The organism is Burkholderia sp. BCC0044 (genome assembly GCF_902832955.1).
Taxonomy (GTDB): Bacteria; Pseudomonadota; Gammaproteobacteria; order Burkholderiales; family Burkholderiaceae; genus Burkholderia.
In genome coordinates this window covers 717,047-735,164 of sequence record NZ_CADFDO010000001.1, presented here as the reverse complement: position 1 = coordinate 735,164, position 18,118 = coordinate 717,047, and the positions used below count along the sequence as shown (strand labels likewise).

At 66.6% G+C, this 18,118-nt stretch carries 14 protein-coding genes; 13 read left to right on the top strand and 1 reads right to left on the bottom strand.

Translation table 11 applies throughout. The features are described 5' to 3' along the window. Positions 1 to 24: 24 nt before the first annotated feature. The 4 genes from cysT (at position 25) to HWX14_RS03210 (ending at position 3,945) form a co-directional block, all read left to right on the top strand. Positions 25 to 930: a sulfate ABC transporter permease subunit CysT gene (gene cysT / locus HWX14_RS03225; protein WP_175881521.1), complete on the top strand. Its 906-nt coding sequence runs from the start codon at positions 25 to 27 to the stop codon at positions 928 to 930. Next, a complete protein-coding gene (cysW, locus tag HWX14_RS03220; protein WP_175881520.1) occupies positions 927 to 1,871 on the top strand; it encodes a sulfate ABC transporter permease subunit CysW in 945 nt (314 codons plus the stop codon). The genes cysT and cysW overlap by 4 nt, the downstream gene beginning before the upstream one ends. Before the next feature lie 13 nt (positions 1,872 to 1,884). Next, positions 1,885 to 2,943, top strand: a complete 1,059-nt coding sequence (locus tag HWX14_RS03215) for a sulfate ABC transporter ATP-binding protein (RefSeq protein ID WP_011545347.1) — start codon at positions 1,885 to 1,887, stop codon at positions 2,941 to 2,943. A gap of 75 nt (positions 2,944 to 3,018) precedes the next feature. Continuing rightward, positions 3,019 to 3,945 (top strand): CysB family HTH-type transcriptional regulator, encoded by a 927-nt coding sequence (locus tag HWX14_RS03210; protein ID WP_175881519.1) that lies wholly within the window; start codon positions 3,019 to 3,021, stop codon positions 3,943 to 3,945. 254 nt (positions 3,946 to 4,199) lie between these two features. Here HWX14_RS03210 and HWX14_RS03205 read toward each other — a convergent pair whose 3' ends face one another. Beyond that, positions 4,200 to 4,466, bottom strand: a complete 267-nt coding sequence (locus HWX14_RS03205) for a hypothetical protein (RefSeq protein WP_175881518.1) — start codon at positions 4,464 to 4,466, stop codon at positions 4,200 to 4,202. A gap of 207 nt (positions 4,467 to 4,673) precedes the next feature. Between HWX14_RS03205 and HWX14_RS03200 the strand changes: the two genes are divergently transcribed. The 9 genes from HWX14_RS03200 (at position 4,674) to HWX14_RS03160 (ending at position 18,008) form a co-directional block, all read left to right on the top strand. Next, positions 4,674 to 5,624: a sugar ABC transporter substrate-binding protein gene (locus tag HWX14_RS03200; RefSeq protein WP_050012585.1), complete on the top strand. Its 951-nt coding sequence runs from the start codon at positions 4,674 to 4,676 to the stop codon at positions 5,622 to 5,624. Between the two features lie 145 nt (positions 5,625 to 5,769). Beyond that, positions 5,770 to 7,383, top strand: a complete 1,614-nt coding sequence (locus HWX14_RS03195; protein ID WP_175881517.1) for a sugar ABC transporter ATP-binding protein — start codon at positions 5,770 to 5,772, stop codon at positions 7,381 to 7,383. Then, entirely contained in the window at positions 7,380 to 8,399 is a 1,020-nt protein-coding gene (locus tag HWX14_RS03190; protein WP_175881516.1) for an ABC transporter permease, read from the top strand. Before HWX14_RS03195 ends, HWX14_RS03190 begins: the two co-directional genes overlap by 4 nt. Positions 8,400 to 8,434: 35 nt before the next feature. After that, the gene (locus HWX14_RS03185) at positions 8,435 to 9,466 is read left to right on the top strand and encodes a LacI family DNA-binding transcriptional regulator (protein WP_071334418.1); all 1,032 of its coding nucleotides are present in this window, start codon (positions 8,435 to 8,437) and stop codon (positions 9,464 to 9,466) included. Then, entirely contained in the window at positions 9,463 to 10,398 is a 936-nt protein-coding gene (gene rbsK, locus HWX14_RS03180; RefSeq protein WP_175881515.1) for a ribokinase, read from the top strand. The genes HWX14_RS03185 and rbsK overlap by 4 nt, the downstream gene beginning before the upstream one ends. A 277-nt stretch (positions 10,399 to 10,675) precedes the next feature. After that, the gene (locus HWX14_RS03175; RefSeq protein ID WP_175881514.1) at positions 10,676 to 12,448 is read left to right on the top strand and encodes a methyl-accepting chemotaxis protein; all 1,773 of its coding nucleotides are present in this window, start codon (positions 10,676 to 10,678) and stop codon (positions 12,446 to 12,448) included. Between the two features lie 564 nt (positions 12,449 to 13,012). Then, the gene (locus HWX14_RS03170) at positions 13,013 to 14,935 is read left to right on the top strand and encodes a PrkA family serine protein kinase (RefSeq protein WP_006483964.1); all 1,923 of its coding nucleotides are present in this window, start codon (positions 13,013 to 13,015) and stop codon (positions 14,933 to 14,935) included. Between the two features lie 125 nt (positions 14,936 to 15,060). Then, a complete protein-coding gene (locus HWX14_RS03165; RefSeq protein WP_006476064.1) occupies positions 15,061 to 16,329 on the top strand; it encodes a YeaH/YhbH family protein in 1,269 nt (422 codons plus the stop codon). Beyond that, positions 16,326 to 18,008: a SpoVR family protein gene (locus HWX14_RS03160; RefSeq protein WP_175881513.1), complete on the top strand. Its 1,683-nt coding sequence runs from the start codon at positions 16,326 to 16,328 to the stop codon at positions 18,006 to 18,008. The genes HWX14_RS03165 and HWX14_RS03160 overlap by 4 nt, the downstream gene beginning before the upstream one ends. Positions 18,009 to 18,118 lie beyond the last annotated feature (110 nt).

The following is an 18,118-nucleotide window of genomic DNA, read 5'->3' as shown; positions in this document are numbered from 1 at the left end:
GCATCGACCCAGCAAGAGCATCCGATGACGACGTACATCTTTCGCAAACCGAGCGCGCTGCCCGGTTTCGGCGTGACACTCGGCATCACGGTGGCCTATTTGAGCCTCGTGGTGCTGATTCCGCTCGCCGCCACGTTCCTGAAGACCGCGACGCTGTCGTGGGACCAGTTCGTCACCGCCGTCACGTCGCCGCGCGTGCTCGCGTCGTACCGGCTGACGTTCTCGGCCGCGCTCGGCGGCGCGCTGATCAACGCCGTGTTCGGCTTCCTCGTCGCATGGGTGCTGGTGCGCTACACGTTCCCGTTCAAGCGGCTCGTCGACGCGATCGTCGACCTGCCGTTCGCGCTGCCGACGTCGGTGGCCGGCATCTCGCTCGCGGCCGTCTACGCGACCAACGGCTGGGTCGGCCAGTATCTGGCGCCGCTCGGTATCAAGATCGCGTTCACGCCGGCCGGCGTGCTGGTCGCGCTGACCTTCATCGGGCTGCCGTTCGTCGTGCGCACCGTGCAGCCGGTGCTCGAGGATTTCGAGCGCGAGCAGGAAGAAGCCGCCGCGTGCCTCGGCGCGTCGCGCTGGCTGACGTTCCGCCGCGTCGTGCTGCCGGCCGTGCTGCCGGCGCTGCTCACCGGTTTCGCGCTGTCGTTCGCGCGCGCGCTCGGCGAATACGGATCGGTGATCTTCATCGCCGGCAACGTGCCGATGAAATCCGAGATCACGTCGCTGCTGATCATCACGAAGCTCGAGCAGTACGACTACGCGGGCGCGACCGCGCTGGCGGTCGTGATGCTGGTCGTGTCGTTCCTGATGCTGCTGCTGATCAACACGCTGCAGTGGTATCTGCAGCGTCGGACGAGCAAGGGCGCGAGCGGCCCGGCGCCCGCCACCGTCACCGCCGCTGCCGCCGCCGCCGCCGCAGGAGGCCAGCAATGAGCCAGGAGGCCACCGTCGTGCTGAAAACCCCGTCGCCGGCCGCGCGCGCCACGAAGCGGCTCGACCCCGTCAGCGAGTCGCGCGTCGTGCGCTGGCTGCTCACGGGCATCGCGCTGGCGTTCCTCGCGTTCTTCCTCGTCGTGCCGCTCGCCGCGGTGTTCGTCGAGGCGCTGCGCAAGGGCGTCGGCTTCTATTTCGAATCGCTGGCCGATCCCGACGCGTGGTCGGCGATCAAGCTGACGCTGACCGTCGCCGTGATCGCGGTGCCGCTGAACCTCGTGTTCGGCGTGTGCGCATCGTGGGCGATCGCGAAGTTCGAATTCCGCGGCAAGGCGCTGCTGACGACGCTGATCGACCTGCCGTTCTCGGTGTCGCCGGTGATCTCGGGCCTTGTGTACGTGCTGCTGTTCGGCGCGCAGGGCTGGCTCGGGCCCTGGCTGCAGAACCACGACGTGCAGATCATCTTCGCGGTGCCGGGCATCGTGCTCGCGACGATCTTCGTCACGTTCCCGTTCGTCGCGCGCGAGCTGATTCCGCTGATGCAGGCGCAAGGCACCGACGAGGAAGAGGCCGCGCGCGTGCTCGGCGCGTCGGGCTGGCAGATCTTCCGCCGCGTGACGCTGCCGAACGTGAAGTGGGGCCTGCTGTACGGCGTGATCCTGTGCAATGCGCGCGCGATGGGCGAGTTCGGCGCGGTGTCGGTCGTGTCCGGCCACATCCGCGGCGTGACCGACACGATGCCGCTGCACGTGGAGATCCTGTACAACGAATACAACTTCGCGGCGGCGTTCGCGGTGGCGTCGGTGCTGGCGCTGCTCGCGCTCGTCACGCTCGCGCTGAAGCTGATCGCCGAGCGTCATCTCGCCGCCGAACTGGCCGATACGCACGACGCCGTTCCCGCACATGCCGGCCCTGTCGGCGCCGTTTCGTCGAAATCGTAAAGAGGCAACCAGAATGGGTATCACCGTCCGTAACCTTCAGAAGCGCTTCGGCGATTTCACGGCGCTCGACAACGTGTCGCTCGACTTCCCGCCCGGCGAACTGGTCGCGCTGCTCGGGCCGTCCGGCTGCGGCAAGACCACGCTGCTGCGCGTGATCGCGGGCCTCGAGCACGCGGACGCCGGCCAGGTCGTGCTGCAGGGGCTCGACGTCGCGTCGGTCGGCGCGCGCGACCGCCAGGTCGGCTTCGTGTTCCAGCACTACGCGTTGTTCCGCCACATGACGGTGTTCGAGAACGTCGCGTTCGGGCTGCGCGTGAAGCCGCGCCGCGAGCGGCCGTCGGAAGCAGCGATTCGCGAGAAGGTTCACGAGCTGCTGAAGCTCGTGCAGCTCGACTGGCTCGCGCAGCGCTATCCGTCCGAGCTGTCGGGCGGCCAGCGCCAGCGCATCGCGCTCGCGCGCGCGCTCGCGGTCGAGCCGAAGGTGCTGCTGCTCGACGAACCGTTCGGCGCGCTCGACGCGAAGGTCCGCAAGGAACTGCGCGGCTGGCTGCGTCGGCTGCACGACGACCTGCACATCTCGACGATCTTCGTCACGCACGACCAGGAAGAGGCGCTCGAAGTGGCCGATCGCATCGTCGTGCTGAACCGCGGCCACGTCGAGCAGGTCGGCAGCCCGCAGGACGTCTACGATCATCCGCAAAGCGCGTTCGTGTACGAGTTCCTCGGCGCGGCGAACCGGCTGCCGGGCACGGTGGCCGGCCGCGGCTTCGTCGCCGAGGGCGCGGCCGCGCCGATCGAGGTCGACGCCGATTTCGCGGGCCCCGCGAACGCGTACGTGCGGCCGCACGATCTGCAGCTGTGGCCGGTAGGCGAAGGGCACCGCGACGGCATCGCGGTGGACGTGCGGCGCGTGATTCCGCTCGGCGGTTCGGTGCGCGTGGAGCTCGAGGCGCGCGCGGGCGGTGCGCTCGAGGCGGAACTCGACCGCGACGCATGGCGCGCGCTTTCGCTGCAGGTCGGCGACGGCGCGACGGCCGTGCCGCGCGCCGTGCGGGTATTTCCCGCGCGTTGACGAGACAATGCAGGGCAGAGGGCGGGATTCGCTCCGATTCGACAATCAAACAACGACAGCCTAAGAGGCATACCCATGAATTTTCAGCAATTGCGGTTCGTGCGCGAAGCGGTGCGCCAGAACATGAACCTGACGGAAGTCGCGAACGTGCTGTACACGTCGCAGTCGGGCGTGTCGAAACAGATCAAGGATCTGGAAGATGAGCTGGGCGTCGACATCTTCATTCGGCGCGGCAAGCGGCTGACGGGGCTCACGGAGCCGGGCAAGGCGGTGCACCAGTTGATCGAGCGGATGCTGCTCGACGCCGAGAACCTGCGCCGCGTCGCGCGCCAGTTCGCCGATCAGGACAGCGGCCACCTCGTCGTCGCCACCACGCACACGCAGGCGCGCTACGCATTGCCGAAGGTGATCCGGCAGTTCACCGACGTGTTCCCGAAGGTGCATCTCGCGCTGCGCCAGGGCAGCCCGCAGCAGATCGCGCAGATGATCCTGAACGGCGAGGCCGATCTCGGCATCTCGACCGAGGCGCTCGACCGCTATCCGGACATCGTCACGTTCCCGTGCTATTCGTGGCATCACACGGTCGTCGTGCCAAAGGGCCATCCGCTCGTCGGCCGCGAGAACCTGACGCTCGAGGAAATCGCCGAATATCCGATCATCACGTACGACCAGGACTTCACGGGCCGCTCGCACATCGACCAGGCGTTCTCGCAGGCGGGTGCCGTGCCCGACGTCGTGCTGACCGCGATCGACGCGGACGTGATCAAGACCTACGTCGAGCTCGGGATGGGGATCGGCGTGGTCGCGGCGATGGCCTACGACCCGCAGCGCGACACGGGGCTCGTCGCGCTCGACACGCAGCACCTGTTCGAGGCGAGCACGACGCGGGTCGGGCTGCGCAAGGGCGCGTTCCTGCGCGCGTATGCGTACCGGCTGATCGAAATGTTCGCGCCGCATCTGAACGAAGCGGAAATCGCCGGGCTGTTGCGCGAAGCCGTTTGACCCGCGCGTGTCGTGCGCTGTCCGGGCGGATGCCGCGGACGGCGCGCGACCCGCAGCACGCGTACGTTGGCGTACACCGTATCGCGCCGCGCGGCGGCTGGGACTGCCGCCGTCACGCTTGAAGCATCAGCCCCAAGGCTTTCGGTCAGATGCGTCGCGTCAGGCGACGATCGACCTACCTTTCTTGCCGACAGAAAAACAAGAACAACCAGCCACGCCGAACCTCGGCGCGGACCGCAGATCGGCAGCCCTTCTCATTCACGAAGCACCGCCTTCCGAATCGCCGGTTCGGCCACGGTCGACGACATATCGGCACGGCGAATGCCGTCGATCCGCATGGCGATCGCGTCGTTCGCGACGAATCGCTGCATCCTCGGCCCGCCGCTGCAAGGTACTTCGACGAGCCGCCGCCGACGTCGCGAGTGTCGTATTTGCGCGTCGTGAAGCGCGCTCGCGCGCTCCGAATAAACCCTTAAATATTGATTAGACAGGTTGCGCGCCGAAGCGAATCGGTACAGCATAGCCTTCACTCCGCCGGCGTCCCGCCGGCGGTGGCGCGTCAACGACAGCACGCGCCAGGCAGTCGGCCGTCTGCCTCGCTTCCATTCCGTGGTACCGACAGCAGCATCGATGGCCATTGCCCGGGTAGTGTGGCGCAAACGTTTGCTCACATTAAAACAACAACCAAACAACAATCCGGCCTTCGGGCCAGTCGCCAGGAGATGTGTATGAATGTCCGCTTTCGCCGTCGCTTCCTGACCGCCGCGCTCGCCGCCGTCGCGGTGGCCGCCGCACCGGCTGTCCACGCGCAATCCGCGGCCAAGCCGAAGGTCGCGCTCGTGATGAAGTCGCTCGCCAACGAGTTCTTCCTGACCATGGAAACGGGCGCGAAGGAATACCAGAAACACAACGCGAACCAGTTCGACCTGATCACCAACGGCATCAAGGACGAGACCGACACCGCGAACCAGATCCGCATCGTCGAGCAGATGATCGTGTCGAAGGTCGACGCGATCGTGCTCGCGCCGGCCGATTCGAAGGCGCTCGTGCCGGTCGTGAAGAAGGCCGTCGACGCCGGCATCGTCGTCGTGAACATCGACAACCGGCTCGATCCCGACGTGCTGAAGTCGAAGAACCTGAACGTGCCGTTCGTCGGCCCGGACAACCGCAAGGGCGCGCGCAAGATCGGCGACTACCTCGCGAAGCGGCTGAAGGCGGGCGACCAGGTCGGCATCGTCGAAGGCGTGTCGACGACGACCAATGCGCAGCAGCGCACGGCCGGCTTCCAGGACGCGATGAAGGCGGGTGGGATGAAGGTCGTGTCGGTGCAGTCGGGCGAATGGGAGATCGACAAGGGCAATGCGGTGGCCGCCGCGATGCTCAACGAATACCCGAACCTGAAGGCGCTGCTGTGCGGCAACGACAACATGGCGATCGGCGCCGTGTCGGCCGTGCGCGCGGCCGGCAAGCAGGGCAAGGTGCTGGTGGTCGGCTACGACAACATCAACGCGATCAAGCCGATGCTGAAGGACGGCCGCGTGCTCGCGACCGCCGACCAGTACGCGGCGAAGCAGGCCGTGTTCGGCATCGACACGGCGCTCAAGGCGATCGCCGAGCATCGCAAGCAGGCCGACCTGTCCGGCGTGGTCGAGACGCCGGTGGATCTCGTGACGAAGTAACGCCGCGCCGGTCCGGCCGCCGCGCTCAAGAATCCGGCGCGGCGGCCGTTATCCGGTGTGAGCGCGATCACGGCCACTGCATGCACATGCACTTGTGAGCGTCATACCCGCGCGCCGCGTGCGCGCGGCCGCAACCAGGATCGCGATGGAACCGACCTTCCAACCCTCCCGTTCAGCCCACCCCGTGCTGTCCGTCTCCGGCATCGGCAAGACCTATGCCGAACCCGTGCTCGCCGACGTCACGCTGACGCTCGACGCGGGCCACGCGCTCGCGCTGACGGGCGAGAACGGCGCCGGCAAGAGCACGCTGTCGAAGATCATCGGCGGGCTCGTCGACCCGACCACCGGCACGATGCAGCTCGGCGGCGAGGCCTATGCGCCGGCGAGCCGCACGCAGGCCGAGGCGCTCGGCGTGCGCATGGTGATGCAGGAGCTGAACCTGCTGCCGACGCTGAGCGTCGCCGAAAACCTCTTCCTGAACCGCCTGCCGCGGCGCTTCGGCATCATCGATCGCGCGCGGCTGCGCGACGACGCGCGTGCCGCGATGGCGCAGGTCGGGCTCGACGCGGTCGACCCCGATACGCCGGTCGGCGCGCTCGGCATCGGCCATCAGCAGATGGTCGAGATCGCGCGCAACCTGATCGGCGACTGCCGCGTGCTGATTCTCGACGAGCCGACCGCAATGCTGACCGCGCGCGAAGTCGAGCTGCTGTTCGAGCAGATCGACCGGCTGAAGTCGCGCGGCGTCGCGATCGTCTACATCTCGCACCGGCTCGAGGAGCTCGCGCGCGTCGCCGAGCGCGTCGCGGTGCTGCGCGACGGCCGGCTCGTGCATGCGGGCGACATGGCGGCGACGACGTCCGACGGGCTCGTCACGCTGATGGTCGGGCGCGAGGTCGGCGAACACATCGATCTCGGCGCGCGCCGCTTCGGCGCGCCGCGGCTCGCCGTATCGGGCCTCACGCGCGGGACGGCCGTGCGCGACGTGTCGCTCGAGGTGCGCGCGGGCGAGATCTTCGGGATCTCGGGGCTGATCGGCGCGGGGCGCACCGAGCTGCTGCGGCTGATCTACGGCGCCGATACGCCGGACGCCGGGACGATCGCGGTCGGCCAGCCGCTGAAGCCGGCGCGCATCGCGTCGCCCGTCGATGCGGTGAAGCTGGGCATCGCGCTGATCACCGAGGATCGCAAGGGCGAAGGGCTGCTGCTGTCGCAGTCGATCACCGCGAACGTGTCGCTCGGTCAGCTCGACCGGCTCGCGCGCGGCGGCGTCGTCGATTCGGCACGCGAAACGGCGCTCGCCGAGCGACAGATCGATGCATTGCGGATCCGCACGCACGGGGCGGCGCAGCCGGTCGGCGAACTGTCGGGCGGCAACCAGCAGAAGGTCGTGATCGGCCGCTGGCTCGCGCGCGACATGGGCGTGCTGCTGTTCGACGAGCCGACGCGCGGGATCGACGTCGGCGCCAAATTCGAGATCTACACTTTGATGGGCGCGCTCGCGCGCGAAGGCCGCGCGCTCGTGGTCGTATCGAGCGACCTGCGCGAGCTGATGCTGATCTGCGACCGGATCGGCGTGATGTCGGCCGGGCGCATGACCGCCGTGTTCGAGCGCGGCAACTGGACCCAGGATGCGCTGCTGGCCGCGGCATTCGCCGGCTTCGGCCGCGAGACGCCGGCGGCGGCCATGCGGCATCCGGACGCGGAGCAGGCGCGCGGCGCCGCTCCGGGCACTTCGACGACAGGACCACAGCAATGACCCAGCCTCCCGTTTCCCCGACCGACGCAGGCGCGCAGCAGGACGTGACGGGGCGCCGCGCGCGCACGCTGTCCGGCACGCGGCTCGGCCTGTCGAACTATCTCGGGCTCGCCGGCGCGCTGGCCGCGATGATCGCGCTGTTCTCGGTGCTGAGTTCGCATTTCCTGACCTACGACACGTTCAGCACGATCGCGAACCAGATTCCCGATCTCGTCGTGATGTCGGTCGGGATGACCTTCGTGCTGATCATCGCCGGGATCGACCTGTCGGTCGGCTCGGTGCTCGCGCTCGCCGCGTCGATGGTCAGCGTCGCCGCGCTGAAATGGCAGTGGGGGCCGCTGCCGGCCGCGCTGATCGGGATCGCGGTCGCGACCGTCACGGGCTCGCTGACCGGCGCGGTCACGGTCGGCTGGCGGATTCCGTCGTTCATCGTGTCGCTCGGCGTGCTGGAGGCCGCGCGCGGCCTCGCGTACCAGCTGACGAATTCGCGCACCGCGTATATCGGCGACGCGTTCGATTTCCTGTCGAACCCGATCGCGCTGGGCATTTCGCCGGCGTTCCTGATCGCGGTCGCGGTGATGATCGCCGCCCAGTTCGTGCTCACGCGCACGGTGTTCGGGCGCTATCTGGTCGGGATCGGCACGAACGAGGAAGCGGTGCGACTTGCGGGGGTTAACCCGAGGCCGTATAAAATCCTCGTATTCGCGCTGATGGGCGCGCTCGCGGGGCTCGCGTCGCTGTTCCAGATTTCGCGGCTCGAGGCGGCCGATCCGAACGCGGGGGCGGGCCTGGAACTGCAGGTCATCGCCGCCGTCGTGATCGGCGGCACGAGCCTGATGGGCGGGCGCGGCTCGGTGATCAGCACGTTCTTCGGCGTGTTGATCATTTCCGTGCTGGCCGCGGGGCTGGCGCAGATCGGTGCGAACGAGCCGACGAAGCGGATCATCACGGGTGCGGTGATCGTGGTGGCGGTCGTGCTCGATACGTATCGCAGCCGGCGTACGCGCGTGCGGTAAGAAGACAGACAGAACAGACCAGAGAGAAACGGGAAATGGCGACGATCAAGGATGTGGCGGCCATGGCGGGCGTGTCGTTTACGACCGTCTCGCACGTGGTGAACAATTCGCGGCCGGTGTCCGCGGATGTGCGTGCGAAGGTCGAGGGCGCGATCCGCGAGCTGAATTACGTGCCATCGGCCGTGGCGCGCTCGCTGAAGGCGCGGGCGACGGCGACGATCGGCCTCGTCGTGCCGAACAGCACGAATCCGTATTTCGCCGAGCTGGCGCGCGGCATCGAGGATCAGTGCGCGGCCAACGGCTATTGCGTGTTCTTCTGCAATTCGGACGACGATCCCGTGAAGCAGCGCAACTACCTGCGCGTGTTGCAGGAAAAGCGCATCGACGGGCTGATCGTCGCGTCGGCGGGCGAGGACGCGGTGCTCGCGCAGACGCTCGCGGATATCCACGCGCCGCTCGTCGTCGTCGACCGCAACATCGAGGGGCTCGCGGCCGATCTCGTGCAGATCGACCACGAGCGCGGCGCGTACCTGGCGACGCGCCACCTGCTCGAACTCGGACACGCGAAGATCGGCTGCATCACCGGGCCGACCGACACCGCCGTCAGCGCGATGCGCGTGCACGGCTTCATCCGCGCGATGGCCGAGCGCGGGGTCGACATCGTGCCGGGCGCGATCGCCGAAAGCGATTTCTCGTGCCTGGGCGGCTATCACGCGGCGTCGCGGCTGTTCGAATCGGTGCGGCCGAGCGCGATCTTCGCGGGCAACGACCTGATGGGCGTCGGCGCGCTGCGCGCGGCGGCCGAGCGCGGGATGCGCGTGCCCGACGATTGCTCGATCATCGGCTTCGACGATATCGAATTTTCCCGTTACACGTATCCGGCGCTGTCGACGGTCGGCCAGTCGGTGCGCGCGCTCGGCGAAATGGCCGCGCAGACGCTGATCGAACGGATCGGCGGCGGTTCGACCGCGGTGCCGAGCCGCCGCCGCGTCGTGTCGCCGCGCCTCGTGCTGCGCGAATCGACGGCAATCTACCGGGAGCCGGCCGCACCGGGCGCTCGCGCATGACGGCGAACGCAACGGGCGCCGGCCGCGTGACGGTGGTCGGCAGCCTCAACATGGATCTCGTCGTACGCGCGCCGCGGCTGCCGCTGCCGGGCGAAACGCTCGCCGGGCACGCGTTCGCGCAGGCGGCGGGCGGCAAGGGCGGTAACCAGGCCGTCGCCGCCGCCCGGCTCGGCGCGCAGGTCGCGATGATCGGCTGCGTCGGCGCGGATGCGCACGGCGCGGCCTTGCGCGCGGGCCTCGAGGCCGAGGGCATCGACTGCACGGGGCTCGCGACGAGCGCATCGGCGTCGACCGGCGTCGCGCTGATCGTCGTCGACGATGCGAGCCAGAACGCGATCGTGATCGTCGCGGGCGGCAACGGCGAGGTCACGATCGACACGATCGCGCGGCACGAGGCCGCGCTGGCGGCGGCCGACGTGCTGATCTGCCAGCTCGAGACGCCGCCGGACGCGGTGTTCGCGGCGCTGTCGGCCGGGCGCCGGCTGGGCCGGACGGTGGTGCTCAATCCGGCCCCGGCCGTCGCACCGCTGCCGGACGGCTGGCTGCCGCTCGTCGATTACCTGATCCCGAACGAGGTCGAGGCGGCCGCGCTGACCGGGCTGCCGGTGCGCGATCCGGCGGAAGCCGAAGCCGCCGCGCGGGCACTCCAGGCCGGCGGCGCGCGCAACGTGCTGGTCACGCTCGGCGCGCGCGGCGTGCTCGCGCTGACGGCCGACGGCGCCGCGCGGCACTATCCGGCGCCGGTCGTGCAGGCCGTCGACACGACGGCGGCCGGCGACACCTTCATCGGCGGCTTTTCCGCACGGCTCGCGGCCGGCGCGGACGTCGACACGGCCATCCGCTTCGCGCAACGCGCGGCGGCGCTGTCGGTCACGCGCGCGGGCGCGCAGCCGTCGATTCCGACGCGCGCTGAACTGGCCGACCAGGCCTGATCCCAGGATTCCGGGTCCGCATCGCGGCCGGTTCGTCGCACGAGACGGCCGGCCGCGCGTGCGCGTGCCCGCGCATCGCTGCCTTTTCCTCCCGTTGTCGAACCGGCCCGAATTGGCGCGAATTGTTCAGTGAATTGTAATGTTCAGACGAATAATTCGAAAAAATGGGCTGAAATCCGTCAAGTTGTGCGTGGCGCGGTCGTAAATGAGTCAAGTGAAGCAATGCTTCGAGCCAACGGGCGCGGCCCGTTCATGACGACGCAACACAGGATGGATGATGGTGTTCAGGAACCTGACGATTCGTGCGCGCATCGGTTTGACGATGGCGTTTCTGGCGGTACTGCTGGGTGTCACCGGCGTGCTCGGTCTGTACGGGATGACGCGTTCGAACGATTCGACGCGCGAGATTTTCACGAACCAGATGCCGAGCGCGGTCGACGTGGCGGTCGCCGAAGTGTTCGCCGCGCGCGAGCGCCTCGCACTCGACCGGGCGGCGCTGCTGGCCGGCACGCCCGACTCCACGGCCGCCATCGAGCGCAGCCGCGCGATGCGTGGGCAGTCCGACGCATGGTGGCAGAAATACCTGGCGCTGCCGCGCGGCATGGACGAGGACCGGCTCGCACAGGACGTCGCCGCCCGGCGCAAGGCGCTGCAGGACAGTTGCGACGCGTTCGCGACGGCGATCGGGACGGGCGATCACGACCAGATCGGCGGCGGCGCGAAGCAGCTCCAGGCGCGCTATAACGATCTGGCCGTGGCCGGCGAAGCGCTGCGCACCTTCCAGTTCACCGACGCGCAGGCCCGCTTCGATCGGGCGGAATCGGTGTTCGAGACGATGCGCGTGCTGTCGATCGTCGTGCTGCTGGCCGGCATCGGCGCCGCGGTGCTGTCGTGGCTGACGCTGAGCCGTGCGATCGGCCGCCCGATCGCCGATGCGCTGTCGCATTTCGACGCGATCGCCGCGGGCGACCTGCGCCGGCCGATCGTCGTGGACCGGCGCGACGAGATGGGCCAGTTGCTGGAAGGTCTCGCGCGGATGCAGCGCGGGCTCGTCGACACGGTGCGCACCGTGCGCGGCGGCAGCGAGTCGATCGCGACCGCGGCCCGCCAGATCGCGGCCGGCAACACCGACCTGTCGTCGCGCACCGAGGAGCAGGCCGCCGCGCTGCAGGAAACCGCGTCGAGCATGGAGCAGCTGACCGGCACCGTGAAGCAGAATGCGGACAATGCGCGTCAGGCAAGCTCGCTGGCCGCGAATGCGTCCGACATTGCAAACAAGGGCAATACGGTGGTCGGCCAGGTGGTCGGCACGATGGGCGAAATCAACGACAGCTCGGCGAAAATCGCGGACATCATCGCGATCATCGAGGGAATCGCGTTCCAGACCAACATCCTTGCGCTGAATGCGGCCGTCGAAGCCGCGCGGGCGGGCGAGGAAGGCCGCGGCTTCGCGGTGGTCGCCGGCGAAGTGCGCAGCCTCGCGCAGCGTTCGTCGAGCGCGGCGAAGGAAATCAAGGCGCTGATCGACGCGTCGGTGGAGCGCATCCGGACCGGCTCGACGCTGGTCGACGAAGCCGGGCGCACGATGAGCGACGTGATCGGCGCGGTCCAGCGCGTGACGGACATCATGGGCGAGATCGCGGCGGCCTCCGAGGAGCAGAGCAGCGGGATCGACCAGGTGGCGCGCGCGGTCGCGCAGATGGACGAGGTCACGCAGCAGAATGCCGCGCTCGTCGAGGAAGCGGCGGCCGCCGCGCAGTCGCTCGAGGAACAGGCGGCCCGCCTGCGCGAAACGGCGGCGGTATTCCAGCTCGACGACGAAGCGGCGCGAGCGGGCACCGTCGTTGCGGTAGCCGCGCGTCAGGCGCCGCGCGCGCTTTCCGCGCCGGCCGCGGCACCCGCACCGGCGGCCGCGCGTATCGAACGCGATGCCGCGCCGAAACGCGCGGCCGCCGCGACACCGGCGCGCAAGCCTGCCGCCGCATCGGCTGCGCCGGCGCCCGCACCGGCCGCCGCGACCGTCGGCGGGGACGACTGGGAGACGTTCTGATCCGCGCGACGCGCGTATCTATCCCCATTTGGTGACGAACGACGCCCGCGCTCCGCGGGCGTCGTCGTTTCCGCGACAAGTGAAATGTGACAGCGCGCACGCTCGATCGTGCATCGGCACGTGCTCGTGCGTCGTGCGTCGTGCGTCGCGCACCGACGGATTCGCGGGAATGCGCGGCGTGCGCGTCATGTTCCCGCGTTCGTCGTACGGGTATGTCCGTAAGGGCGTGCGAAAAAAATTTGTAACGGTGCGCGCGGCGTGTCATCGCACGCGACTGCTCGAACGTATAGGGATGAAGGGCAGAGGTGGCGACGTCGGAGATGTCCAACGCACGAGACGTTTCGATGTTCGACGAGACGCGGCGGATGCAGTTTCTGCGGCTCGGGAGGTCGATTGTAAAACGACGAAATGCGTTGTCCAAGCGGTGTTGTCGAGAATGACGAACTTCATACGAAGAGTTCGTGAAAAAAAATAAGAAAGGGTTTAGGATGAATTCGAACGCGCTTGCTTCTGCGCAGTCATACGAAGGCAGGCCCGTCTTCAGACTCAGGCGAGGGAGGTAGCATGGATATTTACAGCAGCTTCGCGAACCGCTTCGAAAAAACGCGAGAGGAAGAGCTCTCGCTGGAGGAGTATCTCGCGCTCTGCAAGAACGATCCATCCGCGTACGCGACGGCTGGTGAACGCATGCTGGAAGCAATCGGGGAACCTGAACAGATCGATACCCGCAACGACCCGCGCCTGTCGCGGATCTTCGCGAACAAGGTCATCAAGGTGTATCCGGCATTCCGTGAGTTCTACGGAATGGAGGAGGTGATCGAGCAGGTGGTCGCGTACTTCCGCCACGCTGCGCAAGGTCTTGAAGAGAAGAAGCAGATTCTCTATCTGCTGGGCCCGGTGGGCGGCGGCAAGTCGTCGATCGCCGAGCGCCTGAAGCAACTGATGGAGCGCGTGCCGTTCTATTCGCTGAAGGGCTCGCCCGTCAACGAATCGCCGCTCGGGCTGTTCGACTACGACGAGGATGGTCCGATCCTCGAGGAACAGTACGGCATTCCGCGCCGCTACCTGAAAAGCATCCTGAGTCCGTGGGCCGTCAAGCGCCTGCACGAATACAACGGCGACATCCGCCAGTTCCGCGTGGTGCGACGCTATCCGTCGATCCTGCGGCAGGTCGGCATCGCGAAGACGGAGCCGGGCGACGAGAACAATCAGGACATCTCGTCGCTGGTCGGCAAGGTCGATATCCGCAAGCTCGAACAGTATGCGCAGGACGATGCCGACGCATACAGCTACTCGGGTGGCCTGTGCCTCGCGAACCAGGGCCTGCTCGAATTCGTCGAAATGTTCAAGGCGCCGATCAAGGTGCTGCACCCGCTGCTGACCGCCACGCAGGAAGGCAACTTCAAGGGCACCGAAGGTTTCGGCGCGATTCCGTTCGACGGCGTGATTCTTGCGCACTCGAACGAATCGGAGTGGAAGGCGTTCCGCAACAACCGCAACAACGAGGCACTGCTCGACCGGATCTTCGTCGTGAAGGTGCCGTACTGCCTGCGCGTGTCGGAAGAGATCAAGATCTACGAGAAGCTGATCCGCAATTCGTCGCTGGCCGAGGCCGTATGCGCGCCGGGCACGCTGAAGATGATGTCGCAGTTCTCGGTGCTGTCACGGCTGCACGAGCCGGAGAATTCGAGCCTGTTCTCGAAGATGCAGGTGTACGACGGCGAAAACCTGAAGGACACCGATCCAAAGGCGAAGTCGTACCAGGAGTATCGTGACTACGCGGGCGTGGACGAAGGGATGACCGGCGTCTCGACGCGCTTCGCGTTCAAGATCCTGTCGCGCGTGTTCAACTTCGATACGAGCGAGGTCGCGGCGAACCCGGTGCACCTGATGTACGTGCTCGAACAGCAGATCGAACGCGAGCAGTTCCCGCCGGAAACCGAGCAGAAGTACCTGTCGTTCGTGAAGGACGTGCTCGCGTCGCGTTACGCGGAGTTCATCGGCAAGGAGATTCAGACGGCCTACCTCGAGTCGTATTCGGAATACGGCCAGAACATCTTCGATCGCTACGTCACGTATGCGGACTTCTGGATCCAGGACCAGGAATTCCGCGATCACGACACGGGCGAGAGCTTCGACCGCGCCGCGCTGAACGCGGAGCTGGAGAAGATCGAGAAGCCGGCCGGGATCAGCAATCCGAAGGATTTCCGCAACGAGATCGTGAACTTCGTGTTGCGTGCACGGGCGGCGAACGCCGGCAAGAACCCCGTGTGGACGAGCTACGAGAAGTTGCGCGTCGTGATCGAGAAGAAGATGTTCTCGAACACCGAGGAACTGTTGCCGGTCATTTCATTCAACGCCAAGGGTTCGGCGGAGGAGCAGCGCAAGCATGAGGACTTTGTGAACCGGATGGTCGCGAAGGGCTATACGCCGAAGCAGGTGAGGCTCCTTTGCGACTGGTACCTGCGCGTGCGCAAGTCGTCATGACGCGCGCGGTATCGCGCCCGTACGGCGAGTCCGTCCGGGCGCTTTCAGAGGCGCCGCCCGCATGACGGCAGACGGCATGCGCGGCGAGTGCCCCGGCAGATCGACTTTCGAGCGGGAGACCGGGAGTGCTTCATCAAATCATCGACCGCAGGCTGGCCGGCAAGAACAAGAGCATCGCCAATCGCGAACGCTTTCTGCGTCGCGTCAAGAACTACATTCGTCGTGCCGTGTCCGACGCGGTGCGCGACCGTAGCATCAAGGATATCCAGAGCACGCAGAGCATCACGATCCCGCGCAAGGACATCGCGGAGCCGAATTTCCGGCACGCGCCGGGCGGGCGTCGTGAATACGTGCACCCCGGCAACGAGGACTACGTGCGCGGCGACAAGATTCCGCGTCCGCAGGGCGGCTCGGGTGGCGGCGGCAGTCAGGCGAGCAACGAGGGCGAAGGGCAGGACGACTTCGTGTTCGAGCTGTCGCGCGACGAGTTCATGCAGTACTTCTTCGACGATCTCGAACTGCCGCGCCTCGTGAAGACGCACCTGCTGACGGTGCCGAGCTGGAAGAACGTGCGCGCGGGCTGGTCGGCGGAAGGCACGCCGAACAACATCGACGTCGTGCGTTCGCTGCGCAGCGCGCTCGGCCGGCGCATCGCGCTCGGCTCGCCGCTCGTCAACGAGCTGCGCGAGCTCGAGGCGCAGCTCGAAGCGCTGAAGAGCGACCCCGAGGACCGCCGCGCGGAAATCGCGACGCTCGAGGCCGAGATCCATCACCTGAAAGGGCGCATCTGGCGGATTCCGTTCATCGATCCGTTCGATCTGCGCTACATCAACCGCGTGAAGCAGCCGCAACCGTCGAGCCAGGCCGTGATGTTCTGCCTGATGGACGTGTCGGGCTCGATGGACGAGCAGCGCAAGGATCTCGCGAAGCGCTTCTTCATCCTGCTGTACCTGTTCCTCAAGCGCAACTACGAGCGCATCGAAGTGGTGTTCATCCGCCACCACACGCGCGCCGAGGAAGTCGACGAGGACACCTTCTTCCATTCGACCGAAAGCGGCGGCACCGTGGTGTCGAGCGCGCTCGAACTGATGCGCAAGGTGATGGACGAGCGCTACTCGCCGACCGAGTGGAACATCTACGGCGCGCAGGCGTCCGACGGCGACAACTGGACTGACGATTCGCCCAAGTGTCGCAAAATCCTGGAAGAGGATATCCTCACCAAGACGCGTTACTTCGCGTATATCCAGGTCGCGCCGGAAGAGCAGAATCTGTGGCTGGAATACGCGCAACTGGCCCTGTCGCAACCGCATCTCGCGATGAAAAAAGTGGAATCGGCTGCGGACATTTACCCGGTGTTTCGCGAATTGTTCGAAAAGCAGGTGGAAATGTCATGACGACCCGCCATCTGCACAACGAGTCGCGCGGCTATGAGCCGCGCCCTTCCGGCGACGACACGGCCGGCCCTGCCGCACCGCAGCAACGCGGGCAGGCCGAACCACCACCGCCGCCGGCCGCCGACTTGCCCGGTTCCGGGCAAAAGGAAGCGCGTATGAACGTTGCCGAACGCAAGCCGTTGCCGTGCCCGTCCGACTGGACGTTCGAATTGCTCGAGGAATACGACACGCACATCTCGCAGGTCGCCGAACAGTACGAGCTCGACATCTACCCGATCCAGCTCGAACTGATCAGCGCCGAGCAGATGATGGATGCGTATGCGTCGGTCGGGATGCCCGTCAACTACCGTCACTGGTCGTTCGGCAAGCACTTCCTCGCGACCGAGAAGAGCTACCGCCGTGGCCAGATGGGCCTCGCCTACGAAATCGTCATCAATTCGAACCCGTGCATCGCGTATCTGATGGAAGAGAACACGATGACGATGCAGGCGCTCGTCATCGCGCACGCGGCGTATGGGCACAACTCGTTCTTCAAGGGCAACTACCTGTTCCGGCTGTGGACCGACGCGCACGCGATCATCGACTATCTCGTGTACGCGAAGAACTACGTCGCGGAATGCGAGGAGCGCTACGGCCTCGATCGCGTCGAGGAACTGCTCGACTCGTGCCACGCGCTGATGAACTACGGCGTCGACCGCTACAAGCGGCCGCAGAAACCGTCGCTGTCGAAGGAAGCGGCGCTGCGGCGCGAGCGCGAGGCGTATCTGCAGTCGCAGGTCAACGAACTGTGGCGCACGCTGCCGGGCAAGAAGCCCGAGCTGACGGAGGAGCAGGACGATCGCTATCCGTCCGAGCCGCAGGAGAACCTGCTGTATTTCGCGGAGAAGAATGCACCGCTGCTCGAACCGTGGGAGCGGGAAGTGATCCGCATCGTGCGCAAGATCGGCCAGTATTTCTATCCGCAGCGGCAGACGCAGGTGATGAACGAAGGCTGGGCGACGTTCTGGCACTACACGCTGCTCAATACGCTGTACAACCAGGGGAAGCTGGAAGACGGCTTCATGATGGAGTTCCTGCATTCGCACAGCAACGTCGTCTACCAGCCGCCCGTCACGAAGCCGTACTACAGCGGGATCAACCCGTATGCGCTCGGTTTCTCGATGATGAGCGACATCCGCCGGATCTGCGAAGCGCCGACGGAGGAGGACTACAAGTGGTTTCCGGAGATCGCGGGCACGCCGTGGCTGCCGGCGATGCACTACGCGATGCGCAACTTCAAGGACGAGAGCTTCATCGCGCAATACCTGTCGCCGAACCTGATTCGCGAGATGCGGCTCTTCTCGGTGCTCGACGACGACATGCGCGATTCGCTCGAGGTATCGGCGATCCACGACGATTCCGGCTACCAGTACGTGCGGCAGGCGTTGTCGCGGCAGTACGACATCCATCATCGCGAGCCGAACATCCAGGTGTGGGCGGTGAACACGCGCGGCGACCGCAGCCTCACGCTGCGCCACTTCATGACCGACAACCGCCATCTGTCGAACGACAGCGACGAAGTGCTCAAGCACATGGCGCGGCTCTGGCAGTTCGACGTGTATCTGGAAAGCGTCGACGAGGCCGGCACCGTGCGCAAGCGCTACGAGTGCCGCTACGTGCCGCCGGAAGTGCGCGTGTGATCGTCGCCGCAGTCGGAAATGCTTGCATCGGACGCCAGCCTTCGGGCTGGCGTTTTCATATGAAGCGCGCGCGACGGGAGAAAAATTTTCTACATCGGGACGAACCCGGA

Excerpts from the sequence above, each read along its gene's own strand:
- cysT (WP_175881521.1), top strand. The coding sequence starts at position 25 with ATGACGACGTACATCTTTCGCAAACCGAGCGCGCTGCCCGGTTTCGGC.
- cysW (WP_175881520.1), top strand. The coding sequence starts at position 927 with ATGAGCCAGGAGGCCACCGTCGTGCTGAAAACCCCGTCGCCGGCCGCG.
- HWX14_RS03215 (WP_011545347.1), top strand. The coding sequence starts at position 1,885 with ATGGGTATCACCGTCCGTAACCTTCAGAAGCGCTTCGGCGATTTCACG.
- HWX14_RS03210 (WP_175881519.1), top strand. The coding sequence starts at position 3,019 with ATGAATTTTCAGCAATTGCGGTTCGTGCGCGAAGCGGTGCGCCAGAAC.
- HWX14_RS03205 (WP_175881518.1), bottom strand. The coding sequence starts at position 4,466 with ATGCTGTACCGATTCGCTTCGGCGCGCAACCTGTCTAATCAATATTTA.
- HWX14_RS03200 (WP_050012585.1), top strand. The coding sequence starts at position 4,674 with ATGAATGTCCGCTTTCGCCGTCGCTTCCTGACCGCCGCGCTCGCCGCC.
- HWX14_RS03195 (WP_175881517.1), top strand. The coding sequence starts at position 5,770 with ATGGAACCGACCTTCCAACCCTCCCGTTCAGCCCACCCCGTGCTGTCC.
- HWX14_RS03190 (WP_175881516.1), top strand. The coding sequence starts at position 7,380 with ATGACCCAGCCTCCCGTTTCCCCGACCGACGCAGGCGCGCAGCAGGAC.
- HWX14_RS03185 (WP_071334418.1), top strand. The coding sequence starts at position 8,435 with ATGGCGACGATCAAGGATGTGGCGGCCATGGCGGGCGTGTCGTTTACG.
- rbsK (WP_175881515.1), top strand. The coding sequence starts at position 9,463 with ATGACGGCGAACGCAACGGGCGCCGGCCGCGTGACGGTGGTCGGCAGC.
- HWX14_RS03175 (WP_175881514.1), top strand. The coding sequence starts at position 10,676 with ATGGTGTTCAGGAACCTGACGATTCGTGCGCGCATCGGTTTGACGATG.
- HWX14_RS03170 (WP_006483964.1), top strand. The coding sequence starts at position 13,013 with ATGGATATTTACAGCAGCTTCGCGAACCGCTTCGAAAAAACGCGAGAG.
- HWX14_RS03160 (WP_175881513.1), top strand. The coding sequence starts at position 16,326 with ATGACGACCCGCCATCTGCACAACGAGTCGCGCGGCTATGAGCCGCGC.